The sequence below is a fragment of the Pseudotabrizicola sp. L79 genome (assembly GCF_036553525.1).
Taxonomy (GTDB): domain Bacteria; phylum Pseudomonadota; class Alphaproteobacteria; order Rhodobacterales; family Rhodobacteraceae; genus Pseudotabrizicola.
The window spans coordinates 397,346-416,348 of the sequence record NZ_JAZHDA010000053.1; the positions used below are offsets into that span (position 1 = coordinate 397,346).

A 19,003-nucleotide genomic window follows, 5' to 3' on the forward strand; every position below is an offset into this window, starting at 1 on the left:
AAACTCATATCTTGCAACCCATTCCCAATGCAATATGTTAGAACCATTCTAAAAGGTGCCCCATGCTTTCAGCTTTGACCAACCGCCGCCGTTTCTCTGACCTGTCGGAACAAGAGGTTCTGGCGCTTGCGATTTCTTCGGAAGAAGATGACGCACGGATCTATCGCAGTTACGCGCAACGGCTGCGGGCCGATTATGCGGCCTCGGCGGCTGTTTTTGACGGTATGGCACGAGAAGAGGATGAGCACCGCAAGCGCCTGATCGAACTGCATCAAAGGCGGTTCGGTGAAACCATTCCGCTGATCCGGCGTGAACATGTGGCGGGGTTTTATGCCCGCAAGCCGATTTGGCTGATGGAAAACCTGTCGCTGGATGCGATCCGCGGCGAGGCCGAGGCGATGGAGCATCAAGCCGAGGCGTTTTACCTGAAAGCCGCCCAAGCCACCTCTGATGCCGACACCCGCAAATTGCTGGGCGATTTGGCGGCCGCCGAGGCCGGGCACAAGCGCAAGGCGGACGATCTGGTGCAAACCCATATCGATGGCGATGCCGCCGAAGAAGAGGCGCGCGCGGCCAAACGGCAGTTCATTCTGACCTGGGTGCAGCCGGGTTTGGCAGGGTTGATGGATGGGTCGGTTTCGACCCTGGCACCAATCTTTGCCACCGCCTTTGCCACCCAAGACACATGGACAACCTTTCTGGTCGGCACAGCCGCCAGCGTCGGGGCGGGTATTTCCATGGGCTTTACCGAGGCCGCGCATGACGATGGCGTGCTGTCAGGCCGGGGCAGCCCGTGGAAACGCGGCCTTGCCAGCGGTGTGATGACCACGGTCGGCGGCATGGGCCATGCCTTGCCCTATCTGATTCCCGATTTCTGGACGGCAACGACGATTGCGATGATCGTGGTGTTTGTCGAATTGTGGGCGATTGCGTGGATTCAGAACAAGTTCATGGAAACCCCGTTCATCCGCGCAGCCTTGCAGGTTGTGCTGGGGGGCGCGCTGGTGTTTGCCGCCGGGGCGCTGATCGGGGGCGGCTGACAGCGGGCGAAAAAACCGGGGCCTAGCCGCCCAAATGGCTTTCGCCGCGTTTTGCCGCCAAATCCATCTGCTTTTGCCGCTCGCGAAAGCGGGCGCGATCTTCGGCGCTGTAGTCGCCCACGCAGGCCGGGCAGCAGACACCCTTTTCGTAATCGGGGTGCTGGCGATCTTGTGGCGTGACGGCGCGACGGCAGGCCCCACAGCTTTCGTTCTGGCCCGGAACCAAGCCATGGCCAACGGAAACCCGGCCATCAAAAACAAAGCATTCGCCATGCCACAGGCTTTGGTCCTGCGGCACATCCTCTAGGTATTTCAGGATGCCACCCTTCAGGTGGAACACATCCTCAACCCCTTGCGACAAAAGGTAGTTTGTCGATTTCTCGCAGCGGATGCCCCCGGTGCAGAACATCGCAATCCTTTTGTTGTGAAAGCGGTCCTTGTTGGCCTGCCACCACGCGGGAAAATCGCGAAAGCTGCGGGTTTGCGGGTCAATCGCCCCTTCAAAGGTGCCGATGGCATATTCATAATCGTTGCGGGTGTCGATCACCGCCACATCGGGGGCGCTGATCAGTGCATTCCAATCCTGGGCGGAGACATAATGGCCAACGCGGGCCTTTGGGTCTACATCGGGCACGCCCATCGTCACGATCTCACGCTTGAGCCGCACCTTCATGCGGCCAAAGGGCATGTCGGCGGCATAGCTTTCCTTGCACTCCAGATCGGCACAGCCGGGCAATGCACGCAGATGCGCCAGCACCGCATCAATGCCCGCGCGGGTGCCCGCGATGGTGCCATTCACCCCTTCGCCGGCCAGCAGCAGCGACCCTTTGACCCCCTGTGCCGCGCACAGATCGATCAGGGGCCCGCGCAAAGCGGCGGGGTTGGGAAAGCGGGTGAAGTGATAAAGCGCACAGACGATCAGCATGCCCTGCCCCATGCCGCGAATGACAGCGGAATTCAAGCGCCTTGCTTGACGCAGGCGGGGTCTGGCGCTTACCCAAGGGAAAAGGCCACAGGAGAATGTGATGCGCGCCCCGACCCAAGCCCTGATCGTGATCGACGTGCAGAACGACTTTTGCCCCGGCGGTGCCTTGGCTGTGGCCGGGGGCGATCAGATCATCGCGCGCATCAACCGCCTGATGACCGAATTTGCCACGGTGGTGCTGACGCAAGACTGGCATCCGGGCGATCATGCTTCCTTTGCCGCCAATCATCAGGGCGCCCAGCCTTTCAGCCTGACGCAGATGCCCTATGGCCCGCAGGTTCTGTGGCCGGTGCATTGTGTGCAAGGCACGAAAGGGGCCGCCTTTCACGCAGATCTGCACACCGATCTGGGGCAGATGATCATCCGCAAAGGCTTTCGTCCCCAGATCGACAGCTATTCGGCCTTTTTTGAGAATGACCAGACAACGACCACGGGGCTTGAGGGTTACTTGCGCACGCGGGGTGTCAGTGCGGTGACGCTGGTCGGGCTGGCGACGGATTACTGTGTGGCCTATTCGGCGCTGGATGCCGCGCGGCTGGGGTTTCAGGCCACGGTGCTGCAAGATGCCTGCCGGGCGATTGATATGAACGGATCACTGGCCGACGCAATTGCGCAAATGCAGGCCGCAGGCGTAATTCTGGCAGACTAGCCGCCAATCACCCAGCCTGGCCCGATCTGCCCTTGCACCCTTGGGCCGGTTTGGGGCACCAAAGGGCGTCCGAAGGAGCCAGACATGGTCGATATTGCCACCCGCGTGCACAATCACAAATGGAAGATCGACCCGATCGTTCGGTCTTTGATCGATACCGATTTCTACAAGCTGTTGATGTGCCAGTCGATCTTTCGCAATCGGCCCGATACCAATGTCACCTTTAGCCTGATCAACCGGTCGCGCCACATCCGGCTGGCCGATCTGATCGACGAAGGCGAGCTGCGCGAGCAATTGGATCACATCCGCAGCCTGCGCCTGTCTCGCGGCGAAAGCACATGGCTGCGCGGCAATACCTTTTACGGCAAGCGCCAGATGTTCCGCCCCGATTTCATGGAGTGGTTCGAGGGCCTGCAACTGCCGCCCTATCATCTGGAAAAGCATGATGGCCAGTATGAGCTGACCTTTGAGGGCAAATGGCCCGAAGTGATGCTGTGGGAAATTCCGGCGCTGTCCGTGTTGATGGAGCTGCGGTCGCGTGCGGTTCTGAGAGACATGGGCAAATTCGAATTGCAGGTTCTGTATGCCCGCGCCATGACCAAATTGTGGGAAAAGGTGGAAAGCCTGCGCCAGATTGACGGGCTGAAGCTGGCCGATTTCGGCACCAGGCGGCGGCATTCGTTTCTGTGGCAAGACTGGGCCGTGCAGGCCCTGACCGAAGGGTTGGGCAGCAAGTTCATCGGCACGTCCAACTGCCTGATCGCGATGCGCCGCGAGGTTGAGGCAATCGGCACCAATGCCCACGAATTGCCCATGGTCTATTCCGCGCTTGCCCGCACCGATGAGGAACTGGCCCAGGCCCCCTATCAGGTGCTGGCCGATTGGCATGAAGAACATGACGGCAATCTGCGCATCATTTTGCCCGACACCTATGGCACCGAAGGCTTTTTGCAGCGCGCCCCCGATTGGCTGGCAAGCTGGACAGGCATTCGCATCGACTCGGGCGATCCGGCAACGGCCGCCGAAATCGCCATTCGGTGGTGGAAAGACCGGGGCGAAGACCCGACATCAAAGCTGGTGATCTTTTCCGACGGGCTGGATGTTGAAAAGATTGAAGAACTGCATCGCCAGTTCGTCGGGCGGGTCAAGGTTTCCTTTGGGTGGGGCACCATGCTGACCAATGATTTTCGTGGTCTGGCCCCGAATGACGGGTTGGCCCCGTTCAGTCTGGTGTGCAAGGCTGTCAGCGCCGATGGGCACCCCACGGTGAAACTGTCAGACAACCCCAACAAGGCGATGGGGCCGGCTGATCAGATCGAGCGGTATAAGCGGGTGTTCGGGGTTGGCCCCCAAAAGGCGATGGACGTCGTGGTTTAACCAAAGGCGTTCAGCACAAAGAACACGATAGCCGACAGCAGCGCAGTTGCCGGCACAGTGATCACCCATGCCGCTGCAATCGTCAGGAAATGCGCCCGGCGCACCAGTTTGCGGCGGCTGCGCTCCTCGGGTGCGACGGGTTTGCCCTTTTCGATGCCAAGCAAGCGTGATCGCCGCTCGGCATGCCATTCGCGATAAAAGCCGACACCAAACACGCCCCCCACAGCGATATGCGTGGAACTGACGGGCAGACCCAGCCATGATGCGACAATGACGGTGATCGCCGCCGACAACGCCACACAATAGGCGCGCATCGGATTCAGCTTGGTGATCTCTGACCCGACCATGCGGATCAGCTTTGGCCCAAACAGCACCAGACCAAAGGAAATGCCCGCAGCGCCAATCACCATCACCCACAACGGGATGGTGACCTTTGCCCCGGTCGCATCGTCTTGCACCGCATGGACGATGGCCGCCAACGGGCCAACCGCATTGGCCACATCATTCGCCCCATGTGCAAAGGACAGCAGCGCCGCCGACAAGACCAAGGGCAGGCCAAACAGCTTTTTCAGTGATTTCTTGCGGTTCTCCAACCCTTCGGATTGGCGATGCACAAGAGGCCGCGACACAAAAGTGGTGACCACGCCAATAACCAGCCCGATCAGCATGGCCTGACCCAGGCTAAGGCTGATGATCTTTTTCAGCCCCTTCAGCGCAAGATAGGCCGAAAAAGCGCCCGCCATGATGCCAATCAAGATCGGCACCCACCGGCGCGCGGCTGTGATCTTGTCAGGCACATCATTGATAAAGGCCTTGATAAACGCCAGAAACAGCGCCGCAATCACGCCGCCCAGAACGGGCGAGATCACCCAGCTGGCCGCAATCTGCCCCATCGTGGGCCAAGCCACAGCCGAAAATCCGGCGGCTGCGATACCGGCGCCCATGACGCCCCCCACAATGGAATGAGTCGTCGAAACCGGTGCGCCCAGCCAGGTGGCAAGGTTCAACCACAGCGCGGCCGAGATCAGTGCCGCCATCATGGCCGAGACAAAGACATTCGGATCAGCCACGGCCGAAGGCGCAACGATGCCGCCTGAAATGGTGGACACCACGTCTCCACCGGCAATCAGCGCGCCTAGCGTTTCAAACACGGCGGCAATCACCAATGCGCCCCCCATGGTCAGCGCATTGGCCCCGACCGCAGGGCCCATGTTGTTGGCAACGTCATTTGCACCGATGTTCAGCGCCATATAGGCGCTAAAGGCCGCCGCCACCACAATGACCAAGGACGACGACGCCCCACCAGCAAACAGCACAGCGATCAGCGCGCAGATCAGCACAAAGACCACGCTGACCGAAAGGGCGATCACCGGGCGGTTCGCCACAGCCAAGGCTTGTTCAAGCTGAACGATGCGGCCCAGATCTTTGTCCAGCGTCTTCCACTGGTTCTTATTCGGGGTCGAAGACTCGTCTGTCATGTGATGCGCCTGTCAGGATTGTGTCACAGCAGTGTTACAATTGCTGACTAGCGATTTGGGCCCTTGGCGGCAAGCCGTTTACCCAAGACCCAGCAGGCGACGTGACATCATCAGCGCACGATCAATATGGCTGCGGTGCACCGGATGATCCAAAGGCAGGCGCGTTGCCGCCCAGCCAACCGATGCCAAAGTGCGCGCCAGCGTAAAGGCATCAACCTCTGCGCCATCAACCGGCAACACCTGACCATAGCCCTGCAACAGGGCAGCCCGCAGTTGCGCATAGTCGGGCTGATACAGATCTTGCGACAGGACTGTGCCCAGATCATACCAGCGATACCCAAAACCACTGTCATCGAAATCAATCAGGGCCAACCCGCCCGTCTGCACGAAGACATTTTCGCGCAAGACATCTGCATGGATCAGCCCAAGCGGAGAGCGGGAGCGGCGCAGCATTGCATCCAACCAGTGACGCGCGGCGATCAGCACCTCATGCTCGGCGCTGTTCAGGTTTGGATGATCCCAGAAACGACCCCAAAACGGCGCCTCACCCACCAGCCCCTTTCGATCCCAGCTTGGGCGCTGAAACCATTCGGGCAGGGCCAGCAGATCTGTGGCGCTGTGAATCCGGGCCAAAAGCGCCCCCAAGGCGCGGTGTTGGGCCAGCTTTTCCGCCAAGGTGCCTGCCAGTGGCACACCCGCCTCGCCCAAGGCCTGGCCGTTGACCCAAGTGACGACCGACGCACTGCGGCCAGTGGTCAGGGTTTCCAAGGCAGCCCCCGCCCGGCTGTCAATCGGGCTGGCGACGGGCAGGCCCTTTCGCCCCAATTGCGAACACCACCACAATTCGGATCGGATGGCCGCGCTGGACTGATAGCCTTGCCGATGCAGACGCAGCGCGGCACGGCGGTCGCCCAGATCCAGCTCATAGACCTCATTCTCGCGCAGGCGCAGGGGCCGCAGGATGCGCCCGCCCCACAGGGCTGCGGCTTCTTCGGCCTCGGTCATCGTGCAGACAGCGCGCTTTGCAGCGCATCAGCCAAAAGATCGGCATGTTCAATGCCAAAGGGCATGGGCGGGCGCATCTTCAACGTGGCCCCGTTGCGCCCGATCCGGTTCAGCAAAAAGCCACGCTCGACCATGTCTTCAACCAGATCCGCCACGAAATCACCCGCCCCCTCGCCCCCAAATTCCAGCCCGAAAAACAGCCCCGCAGCCCGAGCATTCACGATGCGCGAATGGCGCAGGGCCGAAAGGCGGCCCAGCAGATAGGCCGAGGTGGCGGCTGCGTTCTGTTGCAGACCTTCGTCATGGATCACCCGAAGGGTCGCCAGGCAGGCCGCCGCAGAAACCGGATTGCCGCCAAAAGTGTTGAAATAGCCAAAGGCATCGCGAAAAGCGGCCATCACATCGGGCCGCGCAAGACAGGCGGCAACCGGGTGTCCGTTGGCCATCGGCTTGCCGATGGTGACGACATCAGGAGCAAAGCCCAAGGCATCGTGCCCCCAGAAGTGGCTGCCTACCCGGCCAAAACCGGGCTGCACCTCATCACACAAGATCAGCCCGCCGGCCTTGCGGACAACGGCAACTGTAGGGTCAAGAAAGCCTTTGACCGGGGCAAGCAGGCCTTCGTTGGCAAAGACCGGGCAAATCATCAGGCCCGAAAAGCCATGGCCCGCATCTTGCAGATCGGCAATGGCTGCGGCCACATTCTGCGCAAAAACCTGCGCTTGCAGGGCCAGATCGCCACCAAGGGGGGCAGAGGTTTCGGGCGCAGGCACCAGACGCACATGCCCTGCGCGCCCCCCGATGGGCGGACGACGCGTTGAGAGTTGGCTGACGGCGGCGGTATTGCCGTGATAGGTGTTGTCGGTCGCGATGATGCCAGTCTTGCCCGTTACCGCCTGCGCCATGCGCAAGGCCAGATCATTCGCCTCTGACCCGGTGCAGACCATTATGGCCTGACGAAGATCGTGGCCAAGGGTCGCGGTCAGCGACTCGATGTAATCCAGCACCAGATCGTGGTGATAACGGGTGTGGGTGTTCAGAACAGCCGCCTGCTGGCAGATCGCCTGCACCACTGCCGGGTGACAATGGCCCACATGCGGCACGTTGTTGTAGCAATCAAGATAGCGCTTTCCCGCCGCATCCCACAGCCAAACCCCCTGCCCCCGCACGATATGCACCGGTCTGCGGTAAAAGGTTGGCACATTCGGCCCCATCAGGCGGGTGCGGCGGTCGGTCAGGCTTTCGGTCATTCTTCGGGGTCCACCTTGCCACGGGCTGATTTCACCTCGCCCCTTACGGATTTGGCCTTTAGCCGGCGCAACTGGCTGCCATAGGTCGGCTTTGTGGCGATCCGGCGTTTTGGGGCGATCAGCGCCTGCCGGATCATCTCGGCCAGGCGTTCGCGCGCCAGTTCGCGATTGCGGGCCTGACTGCGGGTTTCTTCAGCGCGGATCACGATCGCACCCTCGGTTGTCCAGCGCCGCCCCGCCAGACGCTTCAGCCGTGACTTGACCGCTGGCGAAAGATGGGGCGAACGCTCTGCCTCGAACCGCAGTTCGACCGCCGTTTCAACCTTGTTCACATTCTGACCCCCCGGCCCCTGCGAGCGCGAGAAGGTTTCGACCAGTTCCCAGTCGGCAAGGGTGATGGCATCATTGATCCGCAACATGGCGTGACGTTACGCGATGCCGGGCGGCACGAAAAGGGGCCGTGCTTGGCCGGTGAAAACGAGAAAGGGTCGCCGATGAACGACGACCCTTTCCGAGTTCTAGGAGATGGGCCAGTTAGGATAACGGCCCAATCAAGTTGCGTGTTTGACTAGAGGGCTGCCCCTAGAAAACATGCCTCCCGACTGTCCCGACACCTCTCTCCAATATCACTCTAGACACTGGATCACCTCCTTTCAAAAGTTTGCCGATAGGGTAAACTTGGCACAGATTTTGTGTCTGTCAAACCTTTTTACGCAATCTTTGCCCCTAATTTGCCGACAACTATCCGGAATGGCACAAGTGCCAACAAAGCCAGCAACAGCTTTACCCCCCAATCCGCAACGGCAAGGGAAACCCACAACGGTGCGGCGGGCCCAAGACCCAACAGCGGCAAAACCTCGCCTGCCCAAGACACGTCATTGCCGGGCTCTAGGAAGACAAAGGTGGCGGAAAAGGCGATGGTGAAAAACAGTGCAGTGTCCACCGTTGACCCGACAAGCGTCGAGACAAGCGGGGCGCGCCACCAGCTGCCGGCACGAAAACGGTTGAACACCGCAACGTCCAGCAGTTGCGCCAAAAGAAAGGCCATACCCGAGCCAATGGCGATACGGGCCGTCACCAAGGGGCCGAATTCGCCCATGATCTGCGTGCCGATCAGCGAACAGATGACACCCGTCACAAACCCGACCAGCACCACTTTGCGGGCCGCTTGCACCCCATAAAGGCGGTTGGTCAGATCTGTCACCAGAAAGGCGATCGGATAGGTAAAGGCGCCCCATGTCAGCCATTGGCCGAACAGATGTTGCACCAGAATGTTTGAGGCCACGACGGTGGCGGCCATGGCAAGAATGCCGGGCAGAAGTTTTTGCATGATGTGATCCGTTTTTTATGCAAGGTCGCGGAGACTTGCCCCCCGTTCCTGGGGACGCGCTGCCCTAATCCGCTGCGGGCCCCGAGTCAATTCCCGATGCGATATTCGACAATTTCGGTGCGCTGGATGGGCAGAAAGTTGTTGTCTGAAATCATGGTCAGGCGGATCGCGCCAGTGCCGTCGCGCCAGACAGAAAGGCCTTCCAGATTGTCATGCAGGCCAATCGGGCTTTCCATTTCAACCCGCTCTGCGCCCAGACCTTTGGCCCCCACAGTGAAAGACCGCACGCGGCTGCCAAAGCCTGCGATGCCGCGAAACTGCCGCTCTAGCACATAAAACCGCCCATCCGGGCCGAAATCGGCCCCCACCGGCAGGTAATTTCCACTGCGGGGCAAAAAAAAGGGCTGGGTCCAAGTCGCGCCATCAAACCGCCAGATCGGAAAATCGGGGCCATTTGGGTTGCCCGGCTGCCCCGTGAACAGTCGCAGCCGGCGCGAGCCTGTCAGTTCTTCGGGAAGGGTGTACAGCACACCTTTGCTGTCAATGGCCAAAGCCTCGAACGCGGCGTTGCGCGGATAGCTGGCAAAGGCCTGCGGGCGCGGCAGATTTTCCGCCAGCCCGTCGATCCGATCATAGCGCAACACGCGCGCCACGCCCTCGAACGACACATAGACCGTGCCATCTTTGGCGATGGCCAAGCCTTCGCTGTCATTGCGGGTGGCGGCCAGCGGTGCCTGGGTATCGGATTTCAGCCGCTGCATCGGATGGCTGCGAATACCTGTGATGCGCCCCTGCGCATCGCGGACAAAGGTGCCGGTGACATAGCTGCCCTTGTCACTCAGCGCGGTAAAGGCATTGCCATCCGCCGACAGCTCAAGCGAGGAAAGACCCCCAAAGAGGTTATCCGGGTTTTTCCAGTGAAACGCCCCAACCAGATTTGACGGCAGACTGACACCAGCACTGCCTTGCAAACCTAAGCCGAAGAACACCACCAGTGTCAGGGCGAAGCGAGAACGTCTTGGCATTGCTTGGGCAGGTCGGCCATCGTATACTCGCGCGGATGGCGTTTGCGCGGTGCCGGATCTTTCGGCTTTTTCGTTGGTTTCGGCGGGTTCAGATAATCGGTGACCCACCACATCAACGTCTCGTCGCAGCCATTGCCGCCTTTCGACAATTCCGCAACCGTGGGTTTTTGCGTTTCACACAGCCGCGCGCCCTTGGGGCATTTCAATCGCACGTGGAAATGCGTGTCGTGGCCTTGGATGGGGCGAATTTTTTGCAGCCACTTGGTGTCTGATTTCTTGGCCGTCTTGCACATCTCGATCTTGACGGCGGCCGCCGTGAAAATCCGGTCAACACGCGGGTCAAGCGCGGCGGCCTTCATCACTTCGTAATGCTGACGTGTCCAGTTCTGGGTGACCGATTTTTGATCGGCCGAGCGCACAGGGATAGAGCTGAGCTTTTCACGGTCTGCCCGGCTAAGGTTCAGGCGTTTCGGCGGCAGTTGCCAGATATCGGCATCCAGCCCGATCTGGTGGCTGGCATGGCCGCTGGTCATCGGGCCGCCGCGCGGCTGACTGATATCCCCGATATACAGCCCCACCCAACCCAGATTTTGCGCCGTGCGTGACAGATCAACAAGGAAATCAATCATTTCCGGGTGGCCCCAGTTGCGATTGCGCGACAGGCGCATGGCCTGCCAACTTGGGCCGGTTTCGGGCAATTGCACCAAGCCTGCGCCACAGCCTTTGGCATATGATCCGATGGGCATGGATGCCTGCTGGCTTGCCACCGTCTTGGCCCCCAGCAGCTTGTTCGCCAGCTTTTCAGCCTGCACAGCAGAGGGAAGGGCAACAAGGGCCGCAATCGCAAGAAACCGGATCATCACTTAACCTGTTCGCCATTCGGTTTCACCCAGACTAGCAGAAACAGCCCGATAAGGAACAGGCCGATCAGCGGGGTCACACCAAGTTGTTGGCTTCCGGTCAGGTCGGTCGCCACGGCAATCGACAACGGCGCGATGAAAGAGGTGGCCTTGCCTGCAAGCGCATAAAGGCCAAATGCCTCGGTCATCCTGTCAGGATGGGCCTGACGCACCATCATCGTGCGGCTGGCCGATTGCAGCGATCCGCCGCCTGCACCGATCAGCGCACCCAAGACATAAAAGGCGATGTCGGGCAGGGCACTGTCGGGCCCGACCACCACACCGAACACACTCTCGCGGCTGACCATGACCACCGAGGCCGCCACGGCCGTCAGCACCAGCACGTTCAGGATGATCACCGGCTTGGGGCCGAAACGGCTGTCTGCCTTGCCCCCCAGCCATGCGAAAATCGCGCCGGTCAAGGCGGCAAGAATGCCGAAAATTCCAACTTGCGTGGTCTGCCAGCCCAGAACACCCGCCGCGTAAATGCCGCCAAACGTATACATCCCGTTCAGTGCATCGCGGTAAAACATCGACGACATCAGATAGCTGAACAGGCTTTTCTGCGATGGCAGGGCGGCCAAGGTGGATTTCAACTCGGGCCACGCGCCACGCAGGGCCTGACGGATGCTGACAGCATCGGGTTTGCGTGGCTCTCGCACCCATAGAAAATAGGGGATCATGAATACCGCATACCAGATTGCGGTCAACGGGCCGACGGCACGGGTGCCTTCTCGGGCCTCGGCATCCAGCCCAAAGATGGGCGACAGGCCGATCAGCGTCTTGCCGGTCTGACCTTCGGCCAAGAACAGCAGCATGATGACCAGCGATACGATGCCGCCCAGATACCCAAAGGCCCAGCCAGAGCCTGAAATCTTGCCCAACTCTTCCCGCGGGGCAAGGTCGGGCAGCATGGCATTGGTAAAGGTTGTGGCAAATTCCATCCCGATCAGGCCGATGCAGAACCAGATCATCACCGACCAGACATTGAAATCAGCCGGGGCCGAGAACCACAGCATCCAAGACCCAAGAACATAAAGCAGGGAAAACAACCAGATAAAGGCCAGCCGCCCCCCCGATTTATCGGCCACGGCCCCCAACAGCGGCGACAAGACGGCAATCACCAGGCCCGCGACCCCGATGCCATAGCCCCAGATCGACTGCGCGGCTGTGCCATCACCCACGACCGATACCACATAGGGGCCAAAGATAAAGGTCAGCAACAAGGTGTTATAGGGTTGGCTGGCCCAGTCAAAAAAATACCAGCCCCAGATGCGCTTCTTTGCACTGTCCATACTCTGTCCGCCCCTTGGCCTGTGATCGGCCTGTTGTGGCGATCAAGCCCGAAAAGGCGATGCGACGCAAGCGTGCTGCGTTACATCTCGGGCGGCCAGGGCCTTTGCGCATCGCCATCGGCCCAAGCCTGCACCCACGCGGGCAAGGCCGGGCTTTCGGGCGGCTGACCAAAGGCTATGGCCAACTCTGACGGCGGCACAATGCCCGCGCGCCCCATGCTGTTTTGCACCAAAGCCGACCGGATCAACATATGCGACGTGCAGTCATCGCCGCGCCACATCGACTGTTCCATATACAAAAACCGCTGATCCCAGCCAATCAGGCGGGTTTTCATCGTGATCTTGTCAAACAACTTGACCCGGCGGCGATAGCGGGTGGTGTTGCCGGCAACGGTCATCCCCCAACGCTTTTCCGACATGATCTTGCGAAAGCCCATGCGACTGGCAAGCGGAATGCGCCCCAGATCATACAGCGTCAGCGTGCGCCCATTGTTCAGTTCCATCCACGGGTCAAGATCCAGGGGCCAGATCCGGTGGGTGCTGACATGGGTGTCAAACAGCCCCAGCTTGGGGGCATTGCGGAACTTTATCAGTTCCTTGATCATGCGAATATACGGATACATCGGGCGACTCCAATCAGCTTTGCCGTGCAACGGAATGACGCAAACGTCAAGCGCGACGCGGCGGCAACCACGGCGGTTTGATCGTCGCACCAGGGCAAAGCCCATTGCCCTTATGGGGGTGGCAAGTTACCAATACCACAACCCCTAGCGTCCTCGTCAGAGTGCCCCCAAAGAGAGTTCCCGATGACCGCCCTTCTTGAAACCGTGCTTTTGATCCTGCGGATTGCCCAGTGGATCATCCTGATTCATATCATCATGTCGTGGCTGATCAATTTCCAGGTGCTGAACCTGCGTCAGCCGCTGGTGGCGCAGATCTGGTATGGCATCAACAATCTGCTTGATCCGATCTATTCGCGCATCCGCAATATGCTGCCCAATCTGGGCGGCATTGACCTTGCGCCGCTGGTCGTGCTGATCGGCATCTTCTTTTTGCAGCGGCTGATCGTCACCGGCGGCATGTGACCCGGGCCTGACCCCTTTATGGCCGATCCTGCCGATCTGTTGCACCGTGTCTTTGGCTTCCCCGGGTTTCGTCCGGGGCAGGAAGAAATCGTGCGCGCCGTTCAACAGGGGCGGAACACACTGGCCATCATGCCCACGGGTGGCGGCAAATCGCTGTGCTTTCAACTGCCTGCGCTTTGCCGCGATGGCGTTACGGTCGTAATTTCGCCGCTGATCGCCCTGATGCGCGATCAGGTGCGCGCCTTGCGGGCCGCAGGTGTGGATGCCGGGGCGCTGACCTCGGGCAATACCGATGAAGAAACGGAAGAGGTGTTTCAGGCCCTTGAGGAAGGGCGCCTGAAACTGCTGTATATGGCGCCCGAACGGCTGGCCTCTGGCGCGACACAGCACCTGTTGCGGCGCGCAAATTGCACCCTGATTGCCGTGGATGAGGCCCATTGCGTCAGTCAATGGGGGCATGATTTCCGCCCCGATTATCTGCGCATCGGTGATCTGCGGCGCGCCCTGAACGTGCCCTTGGCGGCCTTTACGGCAACGGCAGACGAAGAAACCCGCGCCGAGATTGTCACCCGCCTGTTCGACGGCACACCCCCCGAAACCTTTTTGCGCGGGTTCGACAGGCCGAATATTCACCTTGCCTTTGCCGTCAAGGACAAGCCGCGCGACCAGATCCTGCGCTTTGCCGCTGCGCGCAAGGGCCAGTCGGGTATTGTCTATTGCGCCGCCCGCGCCCGCACCGAAGTTCTGGCGCAGGCGTTGCGAGAGGCAGGACATGCCGCCTGCCACTATCACGGCGGGATGGAGGCCGAGGCACGGCGCGATGTTGAAATTCGCTTTCAGCGTGAAGACGGGTTGATCGTGGTGGCCACCATCGCCTTTGGCATGGGCATCGACAAACCTGATATCCGCTGGGTTGCCCATTCCGACCTGCCCAAATCCATCGAAGCCTATTATCAGGAAATTGGCCGCGCCGGCCGCGATGGAGCGGCGGCCGAGACCCTGACGCTTTATGGCCCCGACGACATTCGCCTGCGCCGCACCCAGATTGACGAAGGGCTGGCCCCTGCTGACCGCAAGGCCGCCGATCACGGCAGGCTGAATGCCTTGCTGGGCCTGGCCGAGGCCACGGGATGCCGGCGTCAGGTGTTGCTGGGGTATTTCGGTGAAACGTCTGACCCATGCGGCAACTGCGATCTGTGCGACCGTCCTGCCGATGTGTTTGACGCGACCGAGGCTGTGCGCAAGGCATTGTCGGCCATATTGCGCACAGGCGAATGGTTTGGCACCGGGCATCTGATCGACATTCTGACCGGCAATGCCACGCAAAAAGTCCGCGACCGCGGCCATGATGCCTTGCCCACCTTTGCCGTCGGGCAAGACCTGTCCAAGGCCGCGTGGGGGGCGGTGTTCCGGCAGATGATGGGGCGCGATCTGGTGCGCCCCGATGCAGAACGCCATGGCGCCCTGCGCATGACCGATGCCGCGCGCCCTATTCTGCGCGGCGAGGCCAGCATCACCCTGCGCCGCGATACAATTGCCAATGCGGTGCCGCGCGTTGCGGTAAAAACCCTGGTCTCCGAAGAAGACGCGCCCTTGCTGTCGGCCCTAAAGGCCAAACGGCGCGCTTTGGCCGAAGCGGCCTCGGTGCCCGCCTATGTGGTCTTTCCCGATCGCACATTGATTGAAATGGCCGAACGCAAACCCGCAAATCTTGACCAGATGGCCCAGATCACCGGGGTTGGGGCCAAAAAGCTGGAAAGCTATGGGGCCGAGTTCCTGGCGGTGATCACCGGCGCGGCCGAGCATCTGCACCCTGTGCGTTTGCGCCTTGCGGGCAGCGGGGCCGCCGATGTCTTTGACCGGCTGGCGCGGGCCAGCCAAGATTTGTATCGCGGTGTCGATGGCACTGAAAAACCCATGAGCCTGTCGCCCGCCATTCTGCGCAAGATCGCCGAGCGCCGTCCCACCACCCTTCCCGAACTCGACCGCGTCGCAGATCTGGGCCCCGCCCGCATCGAGCGTTTTGGCGATGCCTTTCTCAGCGTGCTGCGGGCCGATGAAACCCTCTAGCTCTGGACGCGGGGGCCACGGCCCTTAGATGACAGACAAAGGAGCTTGCCGATGCTGACCGTGATTTCGCCTGCCAAGAAACTGAACGAAACCCCGCGCGCCCTGCCCGATGGGCATGATCTGACTGATCCGCAGTTTGGCAAAGAGGCGATGGAGCTGGTGCTTCTTGCGCGCAAACTTTCGGTCGATGATCTGCGCAAGCTAAGCCATATTTCCGAGGCTTTGGCCAAGCTGAACCAAGATCGTTTTGCCGCCTTTTCGGACATACCGGCACCGGGCACAATCTATCCGGCAGTGCATTGCTTTGCAGGCGACACCTATGTCGGCCTTGATGCCGACAGCCTGTCGCCACAGGGGCTGGAATGGGCCAGCGGCCATTTGCGCATTCTGTCGGGGCTGTATGGGCTGCTGCGCCCGTTTGACGCCATTCAGGCCTATCGCCTTGAGATGGGCAGCAAGCTGGCAAACCCCAAGGGCCGTGATCTTTATGCCTTTTGGGGCGACAAAATCGCCAAAATGTTGAACGCACATGCGCGCGATCAAAAGGCCCGGGCCTTGGTCAATTGCGCCAGCGTCGAATATTTCGGCGCGGTCGATCAATCAGCCCTTTCCCTGCCCGTGATTACGCCCGTCTTCATGGAAGAAAAGGCAGGCGATCTGCGGATCGTCAGCTTCTGGGCCAAGCGGGCCCGCGGGGCGATGGCGCGGTTCATCTGCGAAAACCGGCTGACCAACCCGCAAGACCTGCGCGGTTTTGATCTGGGCGGTTATGCCTTTCGCGCAGATCTTTCTGACACCGGGCGCTTGGTGTTCGCCCGCAAGGACCAGGCCGAACAAGCCGCCTAAGACCAAAGGCATCATAGTTCTACCGGGGCGGCATCGGCGGGCCGGAATTCAACCATCGTTGCCAAAAGGGCCGACTTTTTCAACGGCTTGGTCAGATATTGATCCATGCCGCTGGCCAGAACCCCGGTTTCATCCCCTTCCATCGCATGGGCGGTCAGCGCCACAATCGGCACATGCGACCGGCCTGCCTCAAGCCTGCGGATGGCCTCGGTGGCTTCGCGCCCATCCATCTCGGGCATCGAAATATCCATAAAGATCAAGTCAGGCTTTTCGGCCTGAAATTTCTCAACCGCTTCGCGCCCGTTGTCTGCAAAGATCAGCTCAATGTTCAGGTTGCGCACCATCTTGCCAAATACCAACTGGTTCGTCCGATTGTCCTCGGCCGCCAGAACCCGCATCTTGCGCTGACCCGCCGACACTGCGGGGCGGGCCGTTGGCTGGGCCGGCACAGGCGCGGAAAGCGCCTGCAAGTGACGGTAGAGTTCGGCCCGCAAAACCGGCTTTTGCAAGATCCCGGCAAGATCAAGATCGCCGCCCTTTTCGCGCGCGGCGATCGGGTTTGAGGACAGCATGACGATCGGCAAGGTCAAGCCAGCGGCACGCACCGCGCGCACGAAGTCTATGCCATCCATTTCGGGCATTTCATGGTCGGTCAGGATCACGTCAAAGCTGCTGTCGCGCGCCAGAACCTCCAGCGCCTCGGCGCTGGACCGGCACAGGGTGACTTTGATGTCATGCGGGGTCAACTGACGCTCAAGGATGGTGCGGTTGATGAATTGGTCATCAACCACCAAAGCCTTGTGAACCGAAATCGGCAAGCGTGTCGGCACTGCGTTTTCTGCCACCGGCAGGGCAACGCGAAAACCAAAGCAAGACCCCTTGCCCAACTCACTGTCCACCCAGACCGAGCCTTGCATCCGTTCGATCAGACGACGCGTGATGGCAAGGCCCAGGCCCGTGCCCTCAAATTTGCGGTTCTGTTCGCTTTCCACCTGATTGAACTCGCCAAAGACGTGGTCCAGATATTCAGGCAGAATGCCGATGCCGGTATCTTCAACCGTCACATGCAGTTGCTGGCGCCCCCCTTCGTCATCCAGACCGACGACGCGCACAAGAACGTGCCCCGCCTCGGTGAATTTGACGGCATTGCCCAGCAGATTTGTCAGCACCTGCCGCACACGCCCCGGATCGCCGATAAAACGGGTGGGCAAGAACATGTCGTAATCAATCAGCAGATCGATGCCTTTGGCCCGTGCGCGTGGCTGCAGCAGCATGGTCACTTCATGGATCATCCGCTCCAGATCAAACGGCTCTGGGTGCAGAGTCAGCCGTTCCGCCTCAATCTTCGAATAATCGAGAATGTCGTTGATGATGACCAACAACGCCTCGCCCGAGGATTTGATCGTTTCGGCAAACAGGCGCTGCTCTTCGGACAGGGCGGTATCGCACAACAGTTCGGCCATACCGACAACCCCGTTCATCGGGGTTCTGATTTCATGCGACATGTTGGCCAGAAAGGCTGATTTTGCCCGGTTCGCCGCCTCGGCCTGCTGCCGGGCAGCCTCAAGATCTGCCTGCTGCTGCTTGAGCCCGGTGATATCAACATGCAAACCGACCCGGCCACCATCGGGGGTGGGCTGCTCCAACACCCGCAGCCAACGCCCGCCAGCAACGGGCTGTTCCAGCATGGTCACCGCATCGCGATGCTGTTGCATTCGCTCTGACAGCCATTCCGCCTCTCGCCCGGCTGCATCGGTGAACTGGCCCTGCCCCAATCCATATTTCAGGATGGACTCAAAGGTCGCCCCCGGCACCACCGCCTCGGCGCTTTCAGGATAGAGTTCGCGGTAGCGCTGATTGCAGATCAAGAGTTTATCCTCCCTGTCAAAAAGTACAAAGCCATCGGGAATCGCCTCAATCGCCGCCCAGATCCGCATCTGTTCGGTGATATCCAGCGCCAGTGTCACCATGTCGCCATCCCGGGCACGGCGATCGACAAGGCGCACATAATTGCCATTTGAGAACTGGATGACCTCGGGTTCGATCGGGTCACTTTCCCAGCGTTGCACCATGCGGGCGATCCAATCCGCCGGGGCCTCGCCCCCCAAACGCACCAAGCCCGTCTCGGCACACAGCGCCAGAATGTCGGAATAAGGGCTGCCAATGCCCACATTCAGCCCCTCAAAGGCGGAAAGATAGGCCCGGTTTGCCGTGGCCAGCTTTTGCTGCGAATCAAAAACGGCGAAGCCATCCTTGATGGTGTTGATCGAATCCCAAAGCCGACGTTCGGCCATCACCGCAACGGTATGGGCATTCTCCAACTCGCGCAGAAAGCGGGCGTTCTGGCCTTTCAGCGCCTCGGCCTCTGACTTGGCAGAACGGACGGCGCTGCGCTGTTGGACCACCTGATCAGAAAGGCCCCGTGCATGCAGGGCAAGCTTTTCGTTGGCGGCAAAAAGTTCGCGCTGCTTATGTTCAAGCAGGCGTTCCGCCGCCAACCGCGCGCGCCTTTCCTTTGCCAGCCTTTCGGTCAGATCCATCTGCCGCAATCCATTCACCGGGCCTTCTGCCAAGCACCTTTGAACCGGAACATAGAAGCAACAAAGTGAATCCCCTCTTAACATGACAAAGGAATACCTGACCCTAACTTGGCTTGCGCGACTCTGGTC

The 19,003-nt window shown here is 60.3% G+C and carries 17 protein-coding genes; 6 read left to right on the plus strand and 11 right to left on the minus strand.

What is annotated here, in order from left to right:
- Positions 1-62: 62 nt before the first annotated feature.
- On the plus strand, positions 63-1,040 hold the full coding sequence (mbfA, locus tag V3C85_RS16900) for an iron exporter MbfA (RefSeq protein ID WP_331796556.1): 978 nt from the start codon (positions 63-65) through the stop codon (positions 1,038-1,040).
- 22 nt (positions 1,041-1,062) lie between these two features.
- Here mbfA and trhO read toward each other — a convergent pair whose 3' ends face one another.
- Positions 1,063-1,965, minus strand: coding sequence for an oxygen-dependent tRNA uridine(34) hydroxylase TrhO (gene trhO / locus V3C85_RS16905; RefSeq protein WP_331796829.1), 903 nt, complete (start codon positions 1,963-1,965; stop codon positions 1,063-1,065).
- 100 nt (positions 1,966-2,065) lie between these two features.
- Between trhO and pncA the strand changes: the two genes are divergently transcribed.
- Positions 2,066-2,674 carry a bifunctional nicotinamidase/pyrazinamidase gene (gene pncA / locus V3C85_RS16910; RefSeq protein WP_331796557.1) on the plus strand — a complete coding sequence of 203 codons (609 nt, stop codon included), beginning with the start codon at positions 2,066-2,068 and terminating at the stop codon, positions 2,672-2,674.
- 84 nt (positions 2,675-2,758) lie between these two features.
- On the plus strand, positions 2,759-4,051 hold the full coding sequence (pncB, locus tag V3C85_RS16915) for a nicotinate phosphoribosyltransferase (protein WP_331796558.1): 1,293 nt from the start codon (positions 2,759-2,761) through the stop codon (positions 4,049-4,051).
- On the opposite strand, the gene V3C85_RS16920 is transcribed toward pncB, so the two are convergent.
- The 9 genes from V3C85_RS16920 to V3C85_RS16960 all read right to left on the minus strand — a co-directional run bounded on the left by V3C85_RS16920 (position 4,048) and on the right by V3C85_RS16960 (position 12,956).
- Positions 4,048-5,529, minus strand: a complete 1,482-nt coding sequence (locus V3C85_RS16920; RefSeq protein ID WP_331796560.1) for an inorganic phosphate transporter — start codon at positions 5,527-5,529, stop codon at positions 4,048-4,050. The genes pncB and V3C85_RS16920 overlap by 4 nt on opposite strands.
- A 78-nt stretch (positions 5,530-5,607) precedes the next feature.
- Positions 5,608-6,534: a phosphotransferase enzyme family protein gene (locus tag V3C85_RS16925; protein ID WP_331796562.1), complete on the minus strand. Its 927-nt coding sequence runs from the start codon at positions 6,532-6,534 to the stop codon at positions 5,608-5,610.
- Positions 6,531-7,784 carry an aspartate aminotransferase family protein gene (locus V3C85_RS16930; protein ID WP_331796564.1) on the minus strand — a complete coding sequence of 418 codons (1,254 nt, stop codon included), beginning with the start codon at positions 7,782-7,784 and terminating at the stop codon, positions 6,531-6,533. The genes V3C85_RS16925 and V3C85_RS16930 overlap by 4 nt, the downstream gene beginning before the upstream one ends.
- Positions 7,781-8,203, minus strand: coding sequence for an alternative ribosome rescue aminoacyl-tRNA hydrolase ArfB (gene arfB, locus V3C85_RS16935; RefSeq protein ID WP_331796566.1), 423 nt, complete (start codon positions 8,201-8,203; stop codon positions 7,781-7,783). The genes V3C85_RS16930 and arfB overlap by 4 nt, the downstream gene beginning before the upstream one ends.
- Positions 8,204-8,493: 290 nt before the next feature.
- Positions 8,494-9,114, minus strand: coding sequence for a queuosine precursor transporter (locus V3C85_RS16940; protein ID WP_445942035.1), 621 nt, complete (start codon positions 9,112-9,114; stop codon positions 8,494-8,496).
- Positions 9,115-9,200: 86 nt separating this feature from the next.
- Positions 9,201-10,139 (minus strand): esterase-like activity of phytase family protein, encoded by a 939-nt coding sequence (locus tag V3C85_RS16945; RefSeq protein WP_331796568.1) that lies wholly within the window; start codon positions 10,137-10,139, stop codon positions 9,201-9,203.
- On the minus strand, positions 10,112-10,999 hold the full coding sequence (gene mepA / locus V3C85_RS16950; protein ID WP_331796569.1) for a penicillin-insensitive murein endopeptidase: 888 nt from the start codon (positions 10,997-10,999) through the stop codon (positions 10,112-10,114). The genes V3C85_RS16945 and mepA overlap by 28 nt, the downstream gene beginning before the upstream one ends.
- Positions 10,999-12,333, minus strand: a complete 1,335-nt coding sequence (locus V3C85_RS16955) for an MFS transporter (protein WP_331796571.1) — start codon at positions 12,331-12,333, stop codon at positions 10,999-11,001. The genes mepA and V3C85_RS16955 overlap by 1 nt, the downstream gene beginning before the upstream one ends.
- An 80-nt stretch (positions 12,334-12,413) precedes the next feature.
- Complete coding sequence (locus V3C85_RS16960; RefSeq protein WP_331796573.1) at positions 12,414-12,956, minus strand: acyl-CoA thioesterase; 543 nt, start codon at positions 12,954-12,956, stop codon at positions 12,414-12,416.
- Between the two features lie 183 nt (positions 12,957-13,139).
- Here V3C85_RS16960 and V3C85_RS16965 point away from each other — a divergent pair, with 183 nt between their 5' ends.
- The 3 genes from V3C85_RS16965 to yaaA are packed head-to-tail and all read left to right on the plus strand — an operon-like array spanning position 13,140 to position 16,334.
- The gene (locus tag V3C85_RS16965; protein WP_331796574.1) at positions 13,140-13,418 is read left to right on the plus strand and encodes a YggT family protein; all 279 of its coding nucleotides are present in this window, start codon (positions 13,140-13,142) and stop codon (positions 13,416-13,418) included.
- An 18-nt stretch (positions 13,419-13,436) separates the two neighbouring features.
- Entirely contained in the window at positions 13,437-15,488 is a 2,052-nt protein-coding gene (gene recQ / locus V3C85_RS16970; RefSeq protein WP_331796576.1) for a DNA helicase RecQ, read from the plus strand.
- Between the two features lie 51 nt (positions 15,489-15,539).
- Positions 15,540-16,334, plus strand: coding sequence for a peroxide stress protein YaaA (gene yaaA / locus V3C85_RS16975; RefSeq protein WP_331796578.1), 795 nt, complete (start codon positions 15,540-15,542; stop codon positions 16,332-16,334).
- 11 nt (positions 16,335-16,345) lie between these two features.
- Here yaaA and V3C85_RS16980 read toward each other — a convergent pair whose 3' ends face one another.
- Positions 16,346-18,874: a response regulator gene (locus V3C85_RS16980; RefSeq protein ID WP_331796579.1), complete on the minus strand. Its 2,529-nt coding sequence runs from the start codon at positions 18,872-18,874 to the stop codon at positions 16,346-16,348.
- Positions 18,875-19,003: the final 129 nt, after the last annotated feature.